The organism is Janthinobacterium sp. NKUCC08_JDC (assembly GCF_019345575.1).
In the GTDB taxonomy this organism is placed as follows: Bacteria; Pseudomonadota; Gammaproteobacteria; order Burkholderiales; family Burkholderiaceae_D; genus Janthinobacterium; species Janthinobacterium aestuarii.
In genome coordinates this window covers 388,630-406,921 of the sequence record NZ_JAHKQW010000001.1, presented here as the reverse complement: position 1 = coordinate 406,921, position 18,292 = coordinate 388,630, and the positions used below count along the sequence as shown (strand labels likewise).

The 18,292-nt window shown below is 63.2% G+C and carries 17 protein-coding genes and 1 riboswitch; of the genes, 10 read left to right on the top strand and 7 right to left on the bottom strand.

The features are described 5' to 3' along the window. Positions 1-10 precede the first annotated feature (10 nt). Together KO538_RS01925 and KO538_RS01920 are read right to left on the bottom strand one after the other, a co-directional pair. The gene (locus KO538_RS01925) at positions 11-829 is read right to left on the bottom strand and encodes an ABC transporter permease (RefSeq protein ID WP_128142558.1); all 819 of its coding nucleotides are present in this window, start codon (positions 827-829) and stop codon (positions 11-13) included. A 61-nt stretch (positions 830-890) separates the two neighbouring features. Then, complete coding sequence (locus tag KO538_RS01920; protein WP_070302052.1) at positions 891-1,766, bottom strand: LysR family transcriptional regulator; 876 nt, start codon at positions 1,764-1,766, stop codon at positions 891-893. Between the two features lie 115 nt (positions 1,767-1,881). Between KO538_RS01920 and KO538_RS01915 the strand changes: the two genes are divergently transcribed. Beyond that, positions 1,882-3,234 (top strand): MFS transporter, encoded by a 1,353-nt coding sequence (locus tag KO538_RS01915; protein WP_219327335.1) that lies wholly within the window; start codon positions 1,882-1,884, stop codon positions 3,232-3,234. A 4-nt stretch (positions 3,235-3,238) separates the two neighbouring features. Here KO538_RS01915 and ribB read toward each other — a convergent pair whose 3' ends face one another. Then, positions 3,239-3,886: a 3,4-dihydroxy-2-butanone-4-phosphate synthase gene (gene ribB, locus KO538_RS01910; protein WP_046683947.1), complete on the bottom strand. Its 648-nt coding sequence runs from the start codon at positions 3,884-3,886 to the stop codon at positions 3,239-3,241. Between the two features lie 95 nt (positions 3,887-3,981). Continuing rightward, positions 3,982-4,132: riboswitch (FMN riboswitch) on the bottom strand. A gap of 185 nt (positions 4,133-4,317) precedes the next feature. Here ribB and KO538_RS01905 point away from each other — a divergent pair. From KO538_RS01905 to KO538_RS01885, 5 genes are all read left to right on the top strand, one after another. Continuing rightward, the gene (locus KO538_RS01905; protein ID WP_219327334.1) at positions 4,318-7,152 is read left to right on the top strand and encodes a pitrilysin family protein; all 2,835 of its coding nucleotides are present in this window, start codon (positions 4,318-4,320) and stop codon (positions 7,150-7,152) included. Positions 7,153-7,247: 95 nt separating this feature from the next. Next, positions 7,248-7,445: a hypothetical protein gene (locus tag KO538_RS01900; RefSeq protein WP_010399555.1), complete on the top strand. Its 198-nt coding sequence runs from the start codon at positions 7,248-7,250 to the stop codon at positions 7,443-7,445. Between the two features lie 122 nt (positions 7,446-7,567). After that, the gene (locus tag KO538_RS01895) at positions 7,568-9,142 is read left to right on the top strand and encodes a methyl-accepting chemotaxis protein (protein ID WP_219327333.1); all 1,575 of its coding nucleotides are present in this window, start codon (positions 7,568-7,570) and stop codon (positions 9,140-9,142) included. A gap of 82 nt (positions 9,143-9,224) precedes the next feature. Further along, positions 9,225-10,094 carry a ThiF family adenylyltransferase gene (locus KO538_RS01890; RefSeq protein ID WP_034749708.1) on the top strand — a complete coding sequence of 290 codons (870 nt, stop codon included), beginning with the start codon at positions 9,225-9,227 and terminating at the stop codon, positions 10,092-10,094. After that, positions 10,095-11,195: a nitroreductase family protein gene (locus KO538_RS01885; RefSeq protein WP_219327332.1), complete on the top strand. Its 1,101-nt coding sequence runs from the start codon at positions 10,095-10,097 to the stop codon at positions 11,193-11,195. 34 nt (positions 11,196-11,229) lie between these two features. Here the strand turns inward: KO538_RS01885 and KO538_RS01880 are convergent, their stop codons facing one another. The 3 genes from KO538_RS01880 to KO538_RS01870 form a co-directional block, all read right to left on the bottom strand. Then, a complete protein-coding gene (locus KO538_RS01880) occupies positions 11,230-12,228 on the bottom strand; it encodes an EDSAP-1 family PEP-CTERM protein (RefSeq protein WP_219327331.1) in 999 nt (332 codons plus the stop codon). A 110-nt stretch (positions 12,229-12,338) separates the two neighbouring features. After that, a complete protein-coding gene (locus KO538_RS01875; protein ID WP_034749700.1) occupies positions 12,339-13,322 on the bottom strand; it encodes an EDSAP-1 family PEP-CTERM protein in 984 nt (327 codons plus the stop codon). A gap of 189 nt (positions 13,323-13,511) precedes the next feature. After that, positions 13,512-14,744: a glycosyltransferase gene (locus KO538_RS01870; protein WP_219327330.1), complete on the bottom strand. Its 1,233-nt coding sequence runs from the start codon at positions 14,742-14,744 to the stop codon at positions 13,512-13,514. Positions 14,745-14,882: 138 nt separating this feature from the next. On the opposite strand from KO538_RS01870, the gene KO538_RS01865 reads away from it, so the two are divergent. The 4 genes from KO538_RS01865 (at position 14,883) to KO538_RS01850 (ending at position 16,474) form a co-directional block, all read left to right on the top strand. Then, a complete protein-coding gene (locus KO538_RS01865; protein ID WP_175560443.1) occupies positions 14,883-15,056 on the top strand; it encodes a hypothetical protein in 174 nt (57 codons plus the stop codon). A 240-nt stretch (positions 15,057-15,296) separates the two neighbouring features. After that, positions 15,297-15,434, top strand: coding sequence for a hypothetical protein (locus KO538_RS01860; RefSeq protein ID WP_162995739.1), 138 nt, complete (start codon positions 15,297-15,299; stop codon positions 15,432-15,434). A gap of 129 nt (positions 15,435-15,563) precedes the next feature. Beyond that, entirely contained in the window at positions 15,564-15,932 is a 369-nt protein-coding gene (locus KO538_RS01855) for a hypothetical protein (protein WP_034749696.1), read from the top strand. Positions 15,933-16,015: 83 nt separating this feature from the next. Continuing rightward, positions 16,016-16,474: an acyl-CoA thioesterase gene (locus tag KO538_RS01850; protein WP_034750191.1), complete on the top strand. Its 459-nt coding sequence runs from the start codon at positions 16,016-16,018 to the stop codon at positions 16,472-16,474. Positions 16,475-16,563: 89 nt separating this feature from the next. Here KO538_RS01850 and KO538_RS01845 read toward each other — a convergent pair whose 3' ends face one another. Next, on the bottom strand, positions 16,564-17,970 hold the full coding sequence (locus KO538_RS01845) for a DEAD/DEAH box helicase (RefSeq protein WP_035820280.1): 1,407 nt from the start codon (positions 17,968-17,970) through the stop codon (positions 16,564-16,566). Positions 17,971-18,292: the final 322 nt, after the last annotated feature.

Below are 18,292 nucleotides of genomic sequence, written 5' to 3'. Positions count from 1 at the left end.
GTGGCGGGCATCAGTAGTAATTGCCCATCAGCGAAGCCACTTCGACCAGCAGGATGACGGAAAACAGGCGCAGCATTTCGGACAGGCCGTGCGCGGCCCACAGGCGGTTGCGCCGGCCGTGCGGTTCTTCCGGATAGTACGACGAGGCCAGCGGGATCAGGGCGACGGCAAAGCTGAAAAAGATGACTTTGAGCATCAGGATCAGCGCCACGGCCGGATTGAATATCTGCCCCACGACGCGCGTGTAGCCCTGCAGCGCCCACGGCGTAAAGCCGTAGATGGTGATGTAGGCGAGGATCAGCGAGGTGACGCAGCTGACGATGGCCAGCATCCACACGGCGAAGATGCCGGACATGACGCGCGGAAAGTATTCGCGGCGCAGCAGGTCGACGCCCTGGCGCTGCATTTTCTCAAGCATGCCGGACGAGCGCATTTGTGCGAACGCAATGCCGTCGGGCAGGGTCAGGCGCAGTGCGACGAACAGGGCGGCCGTCAGCGGTATCAATTCCAGCACCAGCACGCGCACGACCATTTCCAGCGCATAGCGCGACAGGCCGTAGCTTTGCGCGCTGACGACGACGATGCGTATCAGCACCAGGCTGACGAGCGCGCAGGCGACGCTGAACCACACGAGATTGGGCGCCGTGTTCGTCACGAGTCGGTGCGCGAGGATGGGGCGGTTGTCGCGGTTATAGCTCGATGGCGACAGGGCCAGCGAAAACACGAGGATGGCGAAATGCAGCATGCGCCACCAGCTGACCAGCCAGGCCATGGTGGCCCGGTGCAGGCGGCGCAGGCTGATGATGAGGGAGACGGATAGGGTCATCATGGCATCTTAACATTGGATGCGTTCGATACAAGCGATTGTGCAGCCGTGCACGGCAGGCCCTTTATTGACCGGCCACGCTGGCGACGCTGTGGATAATCGCGTCGGCCGCCGCCCGCACGCGGGCAGAACGGTTCAGGTCCGCATGCATGACCAGCCACACGTCATACGCTTCCGCCCGCTCGGGCCAGATGCGCACGAGTTGCGGGTCGATGTCGCCCAGGTGGGTGGCCAGCTCGGCCACGCCCAGGCCCGCGCGCGTGGCTTCCTGCAGCATCGCCGCCGAGTTCACTTCCATGGCGACCCGGGCGTTGGCGACGGATTCGCCGGCGATTTTCTCGCCATGGCGCGGCGTCACGGAATGGTGGTAGATGACGATGTCGTGGCCGGCCAGCGCCGTGCCGCGCACGGGCTCGCCCCGTTCGGCCAGGTAGCTTTTCGACGCATACAGGCCCAGGCTGCGCTTGACGAGGTGGCGCGAGATCAGGTCCGGATCGGTGGGGCGCACGCCGCGCACGGCCAGGTCCGCTTCGCGCCGCGTCAGGCTGGCCAGCGCCGGCGCCACATTGAGCACGATGCGGATGTCCGGGTGGGCCGCGTGCAGCTGCTGCATGGCGCGGATGACGAAATGGCTGGCCATGGTGTCCGTGGTGGCCACGCGCACCAGGCCGCTTAAACGGTTGTCGACGCCCTGCATCTCGCGCTGCAGCTTGTCGGCCGCCCGCTCCATCGCTTCGGCGGCCGTGAGCGCCAGCTCGCCGGCCGGCGTGGGCACGTAGCCCGACGGCGTGCGCAGGAACAGGGTGGCGCCCAGCGAGCTTTCCAGCGCGGCCAGGCGGCGCCCGCACGTGGCCTGGTCGATGCGCAGCAGGGCGGCCGCGCCGCGCAGGGTGCCGGCACGGCCGATGGCGAGAAAGATGCGCGCGTTATCCCAGTCCATCCGTTTCCTTGTGATTGGCGATGCATTTCTGCATCAAGGTGCCGATTTTATGCCTGTTTACTGCATCACGCAACGCTCGCATAATGGCTGCCCCGCTGTCACTGCAAGGAATATTATGTCTGCCCCCATACCGCTCCTGCTGACCCTGGCCTTTGGCTTCGTCATGGCGATGATCGACGTCACGGCCGTCAACGTGGCCCTGTCCGATATCGCGCTGGACCTGGCCATACCGTTGACGGGCCTGGTCTGGGTGGTCGACGGCTACACCCTGACGTTTGCCGCGCTGCTGCTGGCCGGCGGCGCGCTGGCCGACCGCTACGGACCGAAAGCCGTGTACCAGGGCGGCCTCGGTGTCTTCCTGCTCGGCTCGATCCTGTGCGGCGCCGCGCCCGACGGGCATTTCTTGACGGCGGCGCGCCTGCTGCAGGGCGCGGGCGCGGCCCTGTTCATGCCCAGTTCGCTCAGCCTGCTGACGCACAGCTTTGACGACGAGCGCGAGCGCACGCGCATGCTGGGCGCGTGGTCGGCGCTGGTGGGTGTGGCCGGTGCATCCGGTCCATTGATCGGCGGCATCCTCGTGCACCAGTTCGGCTGGCGCAGCGTGTTCTGGGTGAACGTGCCGCTGGGCGTGCTGGCCATCGTCATGGCGCAAATGCTGCTGGCCGCGCCAGCGCGCCAGCCACGCGATCTGTCGCTGCTCAGCCATGCGCTGGGCGTGGCGGCGCTGGCGGGCCTCAGTTTCGTGCTGATCGAAGGGCCTGTGCTGGGCTGGCTGTCGCCCGGTGTGCTGGCGGCGGTGGCGCTGACGGTGCTGTCGGCTGGACAGTTGCTGCGGCGCGAGCGCAGCGGCAGCCATCCGCTGTTGCCGCGCGCACTGTTTCACAGCAGCAGCTTTGGCGCGGCCAATGGCGTGGGTTTCTTGATCAATTTCTGCGTCTTCGGCCAGCTGTTCTTATTGAGCCTGTTCCTGCAGCAGTCGGGCGGCGCCGACGCCTTGCAGTCGGGCTTGCGCCTGCTGCCCATGATGGCGGCCTATACGGTAGGCAATTTCATGGCGGGAAGCATTGCGGCCCGTCATGGCACGCGCTTGCCCATGCTGGCTGGCTTGCTGGTAGGCGCCGTCATGGCACTGTTGCTGATGGGCTTGCGTCCGGGCACGCCGTTTGCGCTGCTGGCGCTGGGCACGGCTGTCATGAACGTGGCCATCGGCATCGCCATTCCCGCCATGACGGCCACCGTGATGCGGGTGGCCGGCAAGCAGCATGCGAACAGCGCGGCGGCCGCCCTGAATGCGAACCGGCAAATCGGCGCGCTCGTGGGCGTGGCCTTGATCGGCAGCATCCTGCACATGGTGCAGGACTGGTCGCTGCGCTTGCCGCTGGCCTACGCGACGATTGCCGTCGCGTATGGCCTGGCGGCGGGCCTGGTCTACCGGCACGTACATCTGCCGAAGACCGTCGCCGCCTGACAGTTTATTGCTCGCGCGTGCTGCGCCACTCCACCAGTTCTTCGATGGTGAGGATCGGCATGCCATGCAGTTCGGCGAAGCGTTCGATATCGTCGCCGCGCATCATGGTGCCGTCCGGATTCATCAGCTCGCATAGCACGGCGGCCGGGTTCAGGCCCGCCATGCGCGACAGGTCGACGGAGCCTTCCGTGTGGCCACGGCGCTCGAGCACGCCACCGGGCGCGGCACGCAAGGGGAAGACGTGGCCGGGGCGCACCAGGTCGGCGGGCTTGGCGTTCGGCGCGATGGCGGCGCGGATGGTGGTAACCCTGTCGGCAGCCGACACGCCCGTTGTGACGCCGTCGCGCGCCTCGATGGAGACGGTAAATGGCGTACCGTAGCGGCTGCCATTGTCGGACGACATGGGCGGCAATTCCAAGGCGCTGACGACGTCAGTCGGCAGGCACAGGCAGACGATGCCGCTGCATTCGCGGATCAAGAGTGCCATGGTTTCGTGCGTGAGTTTTTCGGCAGACAGGATCAGGTCGGCTTCGTTTTCACGGTCGAAATCGTCGAGCAGGATGACGGGGATGCCGGCGCGCATGGCGGCCAGGGCGGATTGGATGCGACCTTCGAGGTCGTTGGAAAGCAGGGTATAGCTGTTGACTAACATGGTGAAACGCTCCTCGCATAGGCGAAAAACGCTGCAGGGCAAGCGAATAGACGCAGCCGGCCGCATCGACAGGTCGAGCGGACATCGCGTTTACTGCACATCTTCTTTCATCCGGACTATACCGTCGGCTCTAGGTTCACACTAGATCTGCTGACCCTGCCAAACGGAGTTGGACAGGCGCTCGCGGGCTTGACCGTTGCCGGTCTTACCGCCGGTGGGGAATCGCACCCCGCCCCGAAGACGTATTGTTGTGCCGGTCCACATGACCGGCGGCAATACTTTAGCACAATTGAAAAAAAGGGGCAGGGCACTGCTGAGTTTGTTATTCGGCAAAGTTGCCTGGGGGAAGCAGTTTTTCCTAAGCTGTTTTTAATGGCGGAAACAGGATTTCAGTGTAAGGTACGCTTACTGAATCTTACCGTTGAGAATACATGAAGCTGAGTAAATTACGCCTGATCTCGGGCGCCGTCTTGCTGGCGTGCGCCTGCATGGCCCAGGCGGAAATCCGTTTGAGCGATCCCCTGCCGCTGGCGCCAGAAGTTACCGTTGGCAAACTGCCGAACGGCTTGACCTATTACATCAAGAAAAATGCCCGTCCCGCGCAGAAAGTGGAATTGCGCCTGGTGGTGAAAGCCGGTTCCATCCTCGAAGATGACGACCAGCAAGGCCTGGCCCATTTCACGGAACACATGGCCTTCAATGGCTCCACGCATTTCAAGCGCAATGAGCTGATTTCGTATCTGCAATCGATCGGCGTGAAGTTCGGTGCCGACTTGAACGCCTACACGAGTTTCGATGAAACCGTCTACGTGCTGCCGATTCCGACGAACAAGAAGGAAAACCTGGAAAAAGGTTTTCTCGTGCTGGAAGACTGGGCGCATGGCTTGAAATTCAACCCGGCCGACATCAACAGCGAGCGCGGCATCGTGCTGGAAGAGGCGCGTCTGGGCAAGGGCGCCAGCGACCGCATGAACAAGGTGCTGTATCCGAAGCTGCTGAACGGTTCGCGCTACGCGGAACGCATGCCGATCGGCAAGGAATCCGTGCTGAAAACGTTCAAGCCGGAAGCCATCAAGCGTTTCTATAAAGACTGGTACCGTCCCGACCTGATGGCCGTGATGGTGGTCGGTGATGTGGAGCCGAAACAGGCTGAAAAGCTGATCCGCCAGCATTTCGGCAAGCTGAAAAACCCCGCAAAACCGCGTCCGCGCCTGTACGCGGAAGTGCCGCAGCGCTCGCAGACGGAAGCGCTGGTGATCACGGACAAGGAAGCGCCGGACGACAGTGTCTTCATTCGCTATCCGATCCGCGCCGCGCAGGAGCCTGTCACCATTGCCGACTACCGCCGCCAGATGATCGAAAACCTGTATGGCCAAATGCTCAGCGCGCGCATGCAGGAATTGACGCAGCAAGCCAATCCCCCGTTCATCCAGGGCGGCAGCAGCATGGGCAAGCTGGTGCGCGGCTATGAATCGTTCAGCGCGTATGCCTTGCTGGGCAAGGGCGGCGTGCAGCCGGCCGTCGATGCGCTGGTGCAGGAAGATGAGCGGGCGCGCCGCTTCGGTTTCAGCCAGGATGAACTGGACCGCGCGCGCAAGGACATGCTGCGCAATTACGAGCGCGCATACAGCGAACGCGACAAATCCGATTCGGCCGGTTTCGTGGCCGAGTATTCGCGCAACTTCCTGGAACAGGAAGCCATCCCCGGCATCGCCAATGAATTGCTGTACGCGCAGGAGCTCTTGCCACAGGTAACCTTGCAGGAAATCAACGAGACGGTGGCCAAGGTGATTCCCGACCAGCAAAAGAAACTGGTCGTCTTCATGGGCGCCGAGCCGAAAGCGGGCGCCAGCGTCCCGACGCAGCAGCAATTGCTCGACGCCGTGGCGAAGGCCGAGCAGCAGAAGGTCGAGCCGCGCACGGAAAAAGTCCTTGCCAGCAAGCTGATGGATGGCCCGCCGGCCGGCGGCAGCATCGTCTCGGAAAAGTTGAACAGCGCCATCGGCGTGACGGAATTGACCCTGGGCAATGGCGTGCGCGTGCTGCTGAAACCGACGGACTTCAAGAATGACCAGGTGCTGATGGGCTCGACGCGTTTCGGCGGCCAGTCGCTGTTTGGCGACGCCGACATCTACAACGCCCGCTATGCCAGCGCCGTGGTCGGCAGCATGGGCTTGAAAGACCTGGCGCCGCTGGACTTGCAAAAAGTGTTGGCCGGCAAGACGGTCAATGTCGGCGCGTCGCTGGGCGAGCTGAGCGAAGGTTTTGGCGGCTCGGCCAGCAGCGCCGACGTGGAAGCCATGCTGCAACTGGTGTATTTGTATTTCAATGACGTACGCAAGGATGCTGGCCTGTACCAGTCTTTCATCGGCAAGCAGCAGGACCTGGCGAAAAACAGCATGGCGCAGCCGGAAGCCGTGTTTTACGACGCCATCCAGCACGCCATGTTTGGCGACAATCCGCGCGTCGACGGCGTGCCGCGCGTGGCCGACTTCGACAAGGTGGGCCTGGACCGTTCGCTGGACATCTTCCGCCAGCGCTTTTCCAGCGCGCGCGGCATGACCTTCATCTTCGCGGGCAGCTTCGAGCTTGACAAGATCAAGCCGCTGATCGCCAGCTACCTGGGCACCTTGCCCGTGGGCGACGTGCCGCATGCCTACCGCGACGTGGGCATGCGCCCGGTGACCGGGGTCGTCAAGAAGGACATCTACATGGGCAGCGAGCCCAAGAGCACGATTTCCATCACCTTCAATGGCGACGTGGCGTATTCGGACGAGCAAAAGCTGACCTTGCAAGCGCTGGGCGAAGTGCTGAACCTGAAAGTCATCGAAGTGCTGCGCGAAAAGATGAGCATGATCTATGGCGGCGGCTTTGAAACCTCGATGGGCCAGCATCCGTATGGCCATTATTCGGTGGCCTTGAACTTGCCGACGGGACCCGAAAACGTGGACAAGGTGATCGCCGCCGCCTTTGCCGAAATCAACAAGATGAAGACGGACGGGCCATCGGCGGCCGACCTGGAAAAGGTCAAGCTGAACTGGATCACGCGCCAGCAAAAGTCGCTGCGCGAAAACCGCTACTGGATGAGTCAGTTGATGGGTTCCGTGACCCAAGGGCGCGACCCCGCGCACATCCTGCGCTACGAACAGCGCGTGCGCGCCATCACGCCGCAAGCCGTCAAGCTGGCGGCGCAACGCTACCTGGACATGCACAATTATGTGCAGGTGGTGCTGTATCCGGAACGCAAAAACGTTGCAGCCAAGTAACCCTCGTGTTTGATCTGCATGGGCGGCAGCGTGGCGAAGCTGTTAAACTGCCGCTTATTGATGTGATATCGCAATTTAACAAGCAAGGAAATACGATGGCTAAGAAAGAAGAGCTCGATCCGGAAACCCTGGAGTTGATCAACTGGTGTATCGAGGTCGAAGGCTTCCTCGTGGCTGGCGGCGCCACCGTGGCGCAGGCGCAGGACCACATCGAAGAGCAGGTCGAGTGGTTTACCGACCAATTCTACGACGGTTTGACGCCGGAAGAGGCGGCCAAGGAAGCCTTGGCCTGACCTTCAACAGTAACTTACAGCGGGCGGTGCCTGCCGGGCACAGCCCGGTAGCGCCGCCCGTTTTGCTTTTCTGAAAAGATTTCCATTGGGCAATTAATTCTCCTATTTATTTCCAGGCACCCATGACACTCCGTTCGCGCATTCTCCTCCTGTGTTTCAGCACCTTGCTGGGCATCGTCCTCATCGCTTCATTTTCCCTGTATTCCTTGCGCCAGACCATGATGGCGGAAAGGGTCGAGCAATTGACGGTGCTGGTGGAGCTGGCCAACGCGTCCGTGGAAAAGGCCTATGCGCTGGAACAATCGGGCAAGCTCACACGTGAGCAGGCCCAGCAGCAGGCCAAGCTGGCCATCGGCAGCTTCGCCAAGGACGAGATGTATTATTTCGTGCGCGATTTCAGCACGGACTTGTTGTACGTGCATCCGAATGCCTCGCGCATCGGCGTGCCGCAAAAGAACATGAAGCAGTCGGGTGACCGCTACCGCGTGGCCCTGGCTGCCAGCCGCATCGGCCTCGTGCAGGCGGACGGCACGCGCCCCGGCGTGCCCGACCCTGTGGCAAAGATGTATGCCGTGGTGAAATTTGCGCCGTGGGACTGGCTGATCGGCACGGGCACGTATATCGATGACATCAACCACAAATTCTGGGCCCAGGCGGGCGTGCTGCTGGCCATCGGCGGGGCGCTGATGCTGGTGGTGGGCGCCTTGGCGGCCCTGATGCTGCGCCGCATCCTGGCCCAGCTCGGCGGCGAACCCGACTATGCAGCGGCCATCGTGGCGCAAATCGCCCAGGGCGACCTGACCACGCACATCGATACGCGCCCCGGTGACACGTCCAGTTTGCTGATGGCGATCAAGGCCATGCGCGACAACCTGGCCCATCTGGTGAGCCAGGTGCGCACCGATGCGGAATCGATTTCCACGGCGTCGGGCGAGATCGCCTCGGGCAACCACGACTTGTCGGCGCGCACGGAGCAGCAGGCGGGATCGCTGGAAGAAACGGCGTCGACCATGGAAGAAATGACCTCGACCGTGCGCCAGAATGCGGACAATGCGCGCCAGGCCAACCAGTTGGCCATTTCCGCCTCGCAAGTAGCGAGCCAGGCGGGCGGCGTGGTGAGCCAGGTGGTCGACACCATGGGCGCCATCAATGCCTCGTCGAAAAAGATTGGCGACATCATCGCCGTCATCGACGGCATCGCCTTCCAGACGAACATCCTGGCGCTGAACGCGGCCGTGGAAGCGGCGCGCGCGGGCGAGCAGGGCCGTGGTTTCGCCGTCGTGGCCAGCGAGGTGCGCAACCTGGCGCAGCGTTCGGCCGCGGCCGCCAAGGAGATCAAGCAATTGATCGACAGTTCTGCCGAGCAAGTGGGTGCCGGTGAAAAACTTGTGGCGCTGGCGGGCGAGACGATGGAAAAAGTCGTTTCCAGTGTGCAGCACGTGACCGATATCGTGGCCGAGATTTCCTCGGCCAGCGCCGAGCAAAGTGCCGGCATCGAGCAGATCAACCAGGCCATCGTCGAGATGGATAACATGACGCAGCAAAACTCGGCCCTCGTCGAGCAGGCGTCGGCGGCGGCGCAGGCGATGAACGAGCAGGCGGCCGGGCTGGCGCAGATCGTCAGCGTGTTCAAGGTGGGCGCAGTGGCAGGGGCGCCGCGCCCGACGCAGGCGGCCCAGCGCCGGCTGGCCCGCTAAGTTTTCGTCATAGCGGGAACTTATCGCCTGACCATCTGTCAAATTCTTCTTGGCCCTTAGCGGACGCATAGTAGAGGTGAGCATGACAGATGGTTTTTCCTATCACGCGGCATTTGCCCGCAACCTGGGCTGGGTCACGCAGGCGGAGCAAAACAGCTTGCGCGGCAAGCGCGTGGCCATTGCCGGCATGGGTGGTGTCGGCGGCGTGCACTTGCTGACCCTGGCGCGGCTGGGCATCGGCGCTTTCCACATCGCCGATTTCGATACCTTCGATATCGCCAACTTCAACCGCCAGGCCGGCGCCATGGTCTCCACCCTGGGCCAGCCCAAGGTGGCCGTGCTGGCGCAGATGGCGCGCGACATCAATCCCGAACTCGACATCAAGCAGTTTCCCGACGGCATACACGACAGCAACCTGGCCGAGTTCTTTGCCGGTGTCGACCTGTATGTGGACGGCCTGGATTTCTTCGCTTTTCCCGCGCGCCAGGCCACTTTCGCCACGTGCGCCCGCCTGGGCATTCCCGCCATCACGGCCGCGCCGCTGGGCATGGGCACGGCCGTGCTCAGCTTCATGCCGGGCGGCATGACGTTCGAAGAGTATTTTGGCTGGGGCGACTTGCCCGAAGAAGAAAAAGCGCTGCGCTTTCTCGTCGGGCTGGCGCCGGCCGGCTTGCACGGCCCCTACCTGGTCGACCCGTCCGCCATCAACCTGAAGGAGCGGCGCGGGCCGTCGACCATCATGGGCTGCCAGCTGTGCGCGGGCGCGGCCGCCACGGAAGCCTTGAAAATTCTGTTAAAACGCGGCAAGGTGATGGCGGCGCCGCACGGCGTGCATTTCGACGCCTACCGCAACAAGCTCGTGCATACCTGGCGTCCCGGCGGCAACCGTCATCCGCTGCAGCGCCTGACGATGGCCATCATCAAGCGGCGTCGCGCCGCGCAGGGGGCATAAATGGCGCAAGCACTGTTGAACGATCCCGTGCTGGAAAACATCCTCGACCAGGCGCGCTGGGCGCCCAGCGGCGACAACACGCAGCCGTGGCGCTTTGAAGTCGTGGACCCGCGGCACGTGGTCGTGCATGGTTTCGATACGCGCAGCCACTGCGTGTACGACCTCGACGGCCATCCCAGCCAGCTGTCGCTGGGCGCCTTGCTTGAAAGCATGGCGCTGGCGGCCAGCTGTCACGGCTTGCGCATGGAAGCGCGCCGGCGCCTGTCCATGCCCGATACCTTGCCCACCTTCGATGTGCACCTGATCGACAGCCCCGGCATGCTGCCCGATCCGCTGGCGGCCTTCCTGCCGCAGCGCAGCGTGCAGCGGCGGCGGCTCAGCACGCGCAGCCTGCGCGCCAGCGAAAAGGCGGCGCTGGCGGCCAGCTTGCCGTCCGGCTATGGCGTGCAGTGGTTCGAGGGCGGGCGCGCGCGGCTGGCCTGCGCGCGGCTGATGTTCGACAATGCAAAGCTGCGCCTGACCATGCCCGAAGCGCACAAGGTGCACCGCGACGTGATCGAATGGGGCGCGCGCTTCAGTAACGACCGCATCCCGGAGCAGGCGCTCGGCGTCGATGCGATGACGGCGCGCCTGATGCGCTGGGTCATGCACAGCTGGCGCCGCGTGGATTTTTTCAATACCTGGCTGGGCGGCACCATTGCCCCGCGGCTGCAGATGGACTTGCTGCCGGGCCTGTATTGCGCCGCGCATTTCGCGCTGCTGGCCGATGCGCCGCCGCGCCATATCGACGATTACGTGGCGGCCGGCCGTGCCATGCAGCGCTTCTGGCTGACGGCCACGCAGCTGGGACTGCAATTGCAGCCGGAACTGACGCCGCTGATCTTTGCCCGCTATGTGCGCGAGCGGCGCACCTTTTCGCGCACCGATGGCATGCAGGAAATGGCGCAGGAACTGGCCGTGCAATGCCAGGGCGTGCTGGGGGCGGCGGCGGTCGAACGGGCCGTGTTCCTCGGACGCATCGGTGCGGGGCCGGCGGCCAGTGCACGCTCCTTGCGCCGTCCGCTGCAAGAATTGCTGGTGGCGCCCACAACGGGGCAGTAGCGCGCGTGACGCCGTGCGCGCCACGGCGTCAGCATCAGCGCCGGTGCCGGCGTCGTGGCGCCAGGCACGCCAGCGCTGCCAGGCCCGCCGCCAGCAGCGGCAAGGTGCCGGGCAGCGCCACTGGCGTGACGCCTAGCACGTAGGCCAGTTCGGAACTGTTCAGCATGTTCAGCACGAGGGTATAGTTGCCCGCCACCAGGTTGTCCGTGATGGCGCCATATTGCCCGCCGCAGGTCTTGCCGGTGCCCGTGCCCGTGGGCGCGCCGCAGCCGCTGGGGTCGTACGTGAATACGCTGCCGCTGGTGAGCGGCGTTTGCGCGTAGCCCGTATTGAGGTTGGCGGCGTCGGCCAGTTCCGTGCCGCCCAGGATGCCGGAGCCCAGGCTGCCGTCGGGCGCCCAGTTGAAGACGATCTGGCCATTGTCATCGATGATGCTGAACGTCATCGCCATATTCGTCGTGGCCGCCGAGCCCGTGCCGGCCAGCGCGTCCAGGTACAGCTGCATGAAGGGCAGGGCCTGGAAGTCGAAGGCCAGGGTTGCGCCCGGCTGGCCGACGACGAAATTGATGGACAGGGCCGTGCTCGAACCGTTGCGTCCCGAGGCGCCGGCGCTGCCGCCGCCCGTCAGGAAGGTTTCCGCCGCATTCACCGTATGCGTACTGGTCGAGCCCGGCGGGAACGGGGGAATTTGCGAAGTGATGATTTGCGCCTCGCCGCGCGCATACGCGGCGTTGCCCATGCCTTGCTGGGTAAAATCGTTTTGCCCTTTGGTGACGGCGCCGCGTGTCGCTTGCGGCGCGTCGATCTCATTGCTGCCACCGTTGATGACGCTGCTGCCGTTGAGCGTGGCGGTGGTGCGCGACAGGTCGATATTGCTGATCAAGGTGGTGGAACCGGTGGGATTGCTGATGACCAGGCCAAAGACGCTGGTGTAGGAATAGCCGTAGGCGGCGGCGCTGGCGGTGCCGCTGCTGGCCAGCAACAGCAAGGCTAGCAGGGCCGTTGAAAGTCGGGTGCATAAAAATGTAGTCATGAAATCCTCATCTCCTGGTCGGCCGCGTTGTAAGGAAAACCGACAGGCTTGCCACATAAAAAAAAGGCGAGGAGACTCCCTCGCCTGTGAATCCCCCCCTGTTGCCTGGTTCAGGCGGCAACTTTGCGGCGGCGGGCGTAGCCCAGGCCGGCCAGGCCCAGGCCCAGCAAGGCCAAGGTGCCCGGTTCGGGTGTCGCCGCCTGTTTCACCAAGTCCACGCTTTCTACCGCATTCAAGGTCAAGGTGTAGTTGCCGGCCGTCAAAGCATTGCTGACGGAGCTGAAGTTGCTGCCGCACGCTGTGCCCACACCGGTGCCCGTGGGCGTGCCGCAGCCGGAAGGGTCGTAGGTGAACAAATTGCCGCGCGTGAGGAAATTGGTCGCCAGGCTGGTGTTCAGGTTGGCGCCATCGGCGTTTTCCGTGCCGCCGAAGATGCCCGAGCCGATCACGCCGTCCGGCGTCCAGTTGAATACCGTCGCGCCGGCCGCGTCCGTGATGGTGAAGGTGACGACCAAGTTGGCCGTGGCCGTGGACAGCTGCCCGACCGTGCTTTGCAGGAAGACCTGCATGAAGGGCGACGCCAGGAAGTCGAAGCTCAGGGTTGCCGTGGGCGAGCCGACGACGAAATCGACCGAGAAACCCGTGGTCGAGCCGTTGCGCCCGGACGCATCGGCCGTGCCGGCAGGCCCGTCAAGGTGGGCTTCGGCCACGTTCACTGCCTGGGTGGAGGTGGAGCCTGGCGGGAACGAAGGGAACTGCGTGCTGACGATTTGCGCATCGCCGCGTGAATAGTTGCCTGCTGGGCCTTGTTGCGTGAAGTCGTTTTCGCCCTTGATGACGGGGCCGACGTTGGCGCGTGGGGCATCGAGCGAGCCGGCGCCGCCATTGATGACGCTCACGCCATTCAGGGTGGCCGTGCTGCGCGAGATCGTGGTGCTGTTGGCTACCGTGATCTGGCCCGTCGGCACGGCGATCACCAGGCCGAAGATGTTGTTGTACGAATAGCCGTAGGCGCCCGCCTGTGCGCTACCGGCGGCGCACAGCATGGCCAATGCCGCTGCGGCCGGGAGCAGTTTCAGTTTCGAGAGTTTCATTGTATTCACCTCATGGTTGAGTGAGTCTGGAAGTCTTGCCTGAGACCTGTCGGCAGGTGCTCATGGCCAGTACCTAGCGACTTCCATGCCAACGCATGAGGTTCTTTTGAAATCAATGACTTGGCGTGCTTTTGTTGACGCGGTGCAGGCTTTGCCGGATGCGCTGTAAAAAAAACCGACGCCAGCCTTTCAAGGCTGTCCGCCTTGTGGCAACGAGCCCAGCAGGGCGTGCATATGGGGCAGCAAGCGTTGCCCTGGCACATAGTCGCGCATGGCCGTGGCCAGCTGGCGCGCCGCCAGCTTGGCCCGGCCATCGTCGAGCATGCGCGTGGCGGCATGGCGCAGAGCGGTTTCCTGGAAGCGGTCGGCGCGCAGCAGCAGGCCGGCGCCGGCACCCACGATGCCGTGCATGTTGAGAAATTGGTCGAGGTTGCCGGCGATGCCGATGACGGGCACGCCTGCCGTCAGCGCTTGCTGGCTGGTGGGGCTGCCGCCGTTGCAGATCACCAGGCTGGCGCGCCGGGCGGCCGCATCGCCCGGCAGAAAGGGCGCGACATAGGCGTTCGGCGGCACGGCATCGACGCGGATGGTGCCGGCCGTGGCCGCCAGTACGGTGACGGGCAAGGGCGCCAGCGCGCGCAGCACGCGCGGCAGCAATTGCCCCTGGCCTGAACTGCCCAGGGTGACATAGATGATGGGCCGTCCGCTGCTCAGTTCCGGGCGCTGCCACCAGTCCGGCAAGTCGAGCGGCGGCGCCCAGATGATGGGACCCAGGTAGTCGTGCGTGGACGGCATGCCGTGCGGCGGGAACAGTTGCGGAATATCCGCGTACAAGGTGCGGTCGGCATCCGTATAGATGCGCCGCAGGTCGTTGCCCAGCGATGGCAAGCCATGGCGGCGGCGCACGCGGTTCAGGGGCACGGCGTGCGAAGCGAAGGCCAGCGGGCGGATCAGGCGGAACAGGGGATCGGCCAGCCAGATGGGCAGCACGCCCGTCAGGGGCAGGTTGGGCACCGTGTAGTGCTGGCGCACCCAGGGACTCCAGTAGGCGTTGCTGACGGTAATGTAGGGAATGCGCTGCAGGCGCGCGCTGACCGACAGCGACAGGCGGAAGTCGCCGATCACGAGGTCGGGCTGGACGGCATTGAGCAGGCGCAAGTCGTCTTCCACATACGCGTGCAAGGTGCTTTCCGTATACACGGGCTTGCCGTGCGCCAGCGCCTGCAGAAATTGCAGCGATGAAATACTGTCGATGCGCCAGCGGCGGAACGGGGCTTGCTTGAAACAAAAGTCATACCCATCGGCGCAGGCAAAATGCACCTCGTATTTTGCCTCGTCCAGGCCCTGGGCCAGGCTCAGGGGACGGCCAACATGGGCCAGGGTCACTGCCTCGGCCATAAAGAGGATTTTCTTGCGCGCCATAGGGGTCGCTTGCACTCGTGCTGGAGGGGATGCCTGCGAAGTTGGAGTGGCGCCACGCCGTTTAGTTCCCCTGCAGCGGGCCAATGGCGGGCGCCAGGATTTGGCCGTATCGGCTACAGTGGAGCAAAGGAGGCCACCATGCAGCCACAATTCCGCTTTGCCCCGCTGCGTGCGCACAGCACGCCCGAACCCGATATGCCGCCACCGCCCGAAGGCGATCCCCTCAAGCCGCCGCCAGAACCGCCGCCGCACATCGACCCCGTGCCGGTCGAGGAGCCAACGCCGCCACCACCGCCCGTGAAAATGCATTGAACGGTTCTCGGACCGTGGCGCCGCGCCATGGGGGGCGGCGGGCAGGCGCGCGCGATGTTTATTTCCAATCGGAAATGGAAGGCGCGGGCCTCGCCAGAGGCACGCCATTTAAACAACAAAAATGCGCATAAATGTTGCCGAGCGGATACAAATCAAGCTCCAACTGCTGAGTGTCATGCGGCCGTCACGATTCTGTTCTTATAATGAGACATCATAAAAATTCTTGTACAGGAGACCATCGTGGGCAATTCCTTGCATAACAAAATCTACCTGGGCCGGCGGCCTGTGATCACCAGCAAACACCTCGTGGCGCTGGCCCTGGCGGGCGCCGTGGCTGGTTGCGGCCTGGCCTGGCTGCTGCTGCGCAGCTACAAATAACGGTCGTCACGCCCGTGTTTCCGTCGCCTGGCCGCATGGCGGGCGGCGGTAGATTCACGTTGCCTGTTGCCGATGCGCAGCGGGGCGCGTACCATGGGGGCCGAACACCTGGCCTTTTATGGAAAAGTAATGAAGAACGAGAAATTAACAACCGATGAATATGACGCGCTGGAGCAAGTTGCACGCGGCATCAAGACCGAGCGCCCCAGTGCTTGCGTTGCCCGCAATGCCAAGCGCCTGTCGGGTCTGAAGCTGCTCAGCTATGCGCGCGACGGCCGTCTGTCCATCACCGAGAAAGCACAACAACTGCTGTTCCTGCGCCGCTGCATCATGGGTTTGCGCGCTGTCGCCACCGATCCGCTGACCAAGCTCGATACGGACGTGGCGTATTTCCTGGGCAAGAAAGCCCACATCGTGGCGCGCGCCGAAGGCGAAGGCCACGACATTTCCGACAAGGGCCGCGAATCGCTGGCCGACATCGACACCCTGGGCCTGTAAGGCTCACAACCGGCCCCTGGGGCCGGTTTTCACATCTTCCCTCACTTTTAATTTTCCCCTTGGAGAACACTTTGGACAGCGCGATGAACTGGTCGGCCCACGAACTGACGATGACGGTCCTGATGACGCCCGATATGGCCAACTTTTCCGGCAACGTGCACGGCGGCACTATCCTGAAATACCTCGACAGTGTCGCCTACGCCTGCGCCAGCCGCTATTCGGGCAGCTATGTGGTGACCTTGTCGGTGGACCAGGTGATGTTCCTGCAGCCTATCCACGTGGGCGAACTGGTGACGTTCCTTGCCTCGATCAATTACACGGGCACGACGTCGATGGAAGTGGGTATCCGCGTGGTGACGGAAAACATCCAGCAGCGCCTGGTGCGCCACGCCAACAGCTGCTATTTCACGATGGTGGCCGTGGATGCCAACCGCAAGCCGGTGGCCGTGCCGCCGCTGGTGCTCGAGACGCCAGAGCAGCACGCGCGCTTCGAGCAGGCAAAGCTGCGCAAGCTGTCGCGCCAGAAGGTGTCGAAGAAATAAAGGCAGCGGACATGAAAAAACGGCCACCAGAGCGATCTGGTGGCCGTTTTTTTTATTGCTTGCCGCCGGCTGGCGGCATGGCGCCGTGATTAACGGTCGCCGTAGCTGCGGCGTGCGCCGTCGGTGCTGCGCGGGTTGGAACCCTTGTAGCCGCCGCCGGTGCTAGGAGCGCCGTCCTTGCGTGGTGCGCCTGGCTTGCTGAACGTGCGTTGGCCTGGCTTCGCGCCGCCACGGTTGTCGCCTGGTTTCCAGCCGCCTGGACGGGCGCTCGAACGTGGTGCCGATGCCGTTTTCTTCGGTTCGAAACCTTCGATGACATTGACCGGGATCAATTGCTTGGTGAAGCGTTCGATGCGCTTGACGTTCATGCCTTCAGCGTGGTTCACCAGCGAGATGGCCAGGCCATTGCGGCCAGCGCGGCCGGTACGGCCGATGCGGTGGACGTAGTCTTCCGGGAACTTCGGCAGGTCGTAGTTGAACACGTGGGTGATCGTTGGCACGTCGATACCGCGGGCGGCAACGTCGGTGGCAACCAGCACTTTGACCTGGCCGCGACGCATGCCGTCCAGGGTGCGGTTACGCGCGCCCTGATGCATGTCGCCGTGCAAGGCGGCAGCCGAGAAACCGGCGATGTTCAGACGGTCGGCGATGGTGTCGGCGTCACGCTTGGTGGCGGTGAACACAACAGCCTGGTCCAGCGATTCGTCGCGCAGCAGGTGGTCCAGCAGGCGATTCTTGTGCGACAGATCGTCGACGAAGTGGACGCGCTGGGTGATGTTTTCATGCTTGTTGCTCGAGCTTGCCACTTGGATGACCAGTGGATTCTTCGTGATGCGGCGGGCCATGTTACCCACGACGCCGTCCAAGGTTGCCGAGAACAGCATGGTTTGACGGCCTTCTGGCGTCGCTTCCACGATTTTTTCGATGTCGTCGATGAAACCCATGTCCAGCATGCGGTCGGCTTCGTCCAGCACCAGGATTTCCAGTTGCGAGAAGTCGATCTTGCCCGAGTCCATGTGGTCGATCAGACGGCCAGGGGTGGCGACCAGAATCTCAGGATTCTTGGCCAGCAATTGCATCTGTTTAGGGTAAGGCATACCGCCCAGAATCGACACAGCCTTGATGCGGCGGATGCCGGTGCTGTACTTGTCGGTGTTGGTGGTTACTTGCAGGGCCAGTTCGCGCGTTGGCGTCAGCACCAGCATTTTTGGCTGGGCAGCCTTGAAACGTGGACGCTCGCCGCGGGCGCGCGATGCTTGCATTTCCTGGTTTGGCGTCTTGCCGGCGGCGCTTTGTTCGGCGCTGGCCAGTTTGTGCAGCGACGGCAGCATGAAAGCTGCGGTCTTGCCCGAACCGGTCTGCGACGAGACCAGCAGGTCACGGCCTTCGATCGCGGCTGGAATCGCTTGCGACTGTACCGCGGTTGGCGCGGTGTAGCCCGATTCGGTCAGTGCGGCGATGATGGACGGATGCAGGCCTAAGGATTCAAATGTCATTCTTTTCTTTCGTAAAAATCAGCGTTCTTGCAAAAAGCAGAACGCAAAATAGCAACGCCAACCAAAACGAAATGACTCAACTAGAAAGAAATTTCGGCACAAAAGCTTTGCGCCGGGACGGTGTCAGGTGCGACACACAAGGCGGGAGGGCTTTATAAGCGGCATCCTGTGGATGCGCTAAGGCTTGCGAAGCTGCTAAGTTTGTAGTGCATGACTGCGGTGTTGCCATCGCTTCAAGGGAACATATTGCAGCGCACAACGACACTATACCGTATTTGACGCCGTTTTGCACGGGCTAAATGGGAAGAAACGAAAGTCCTAC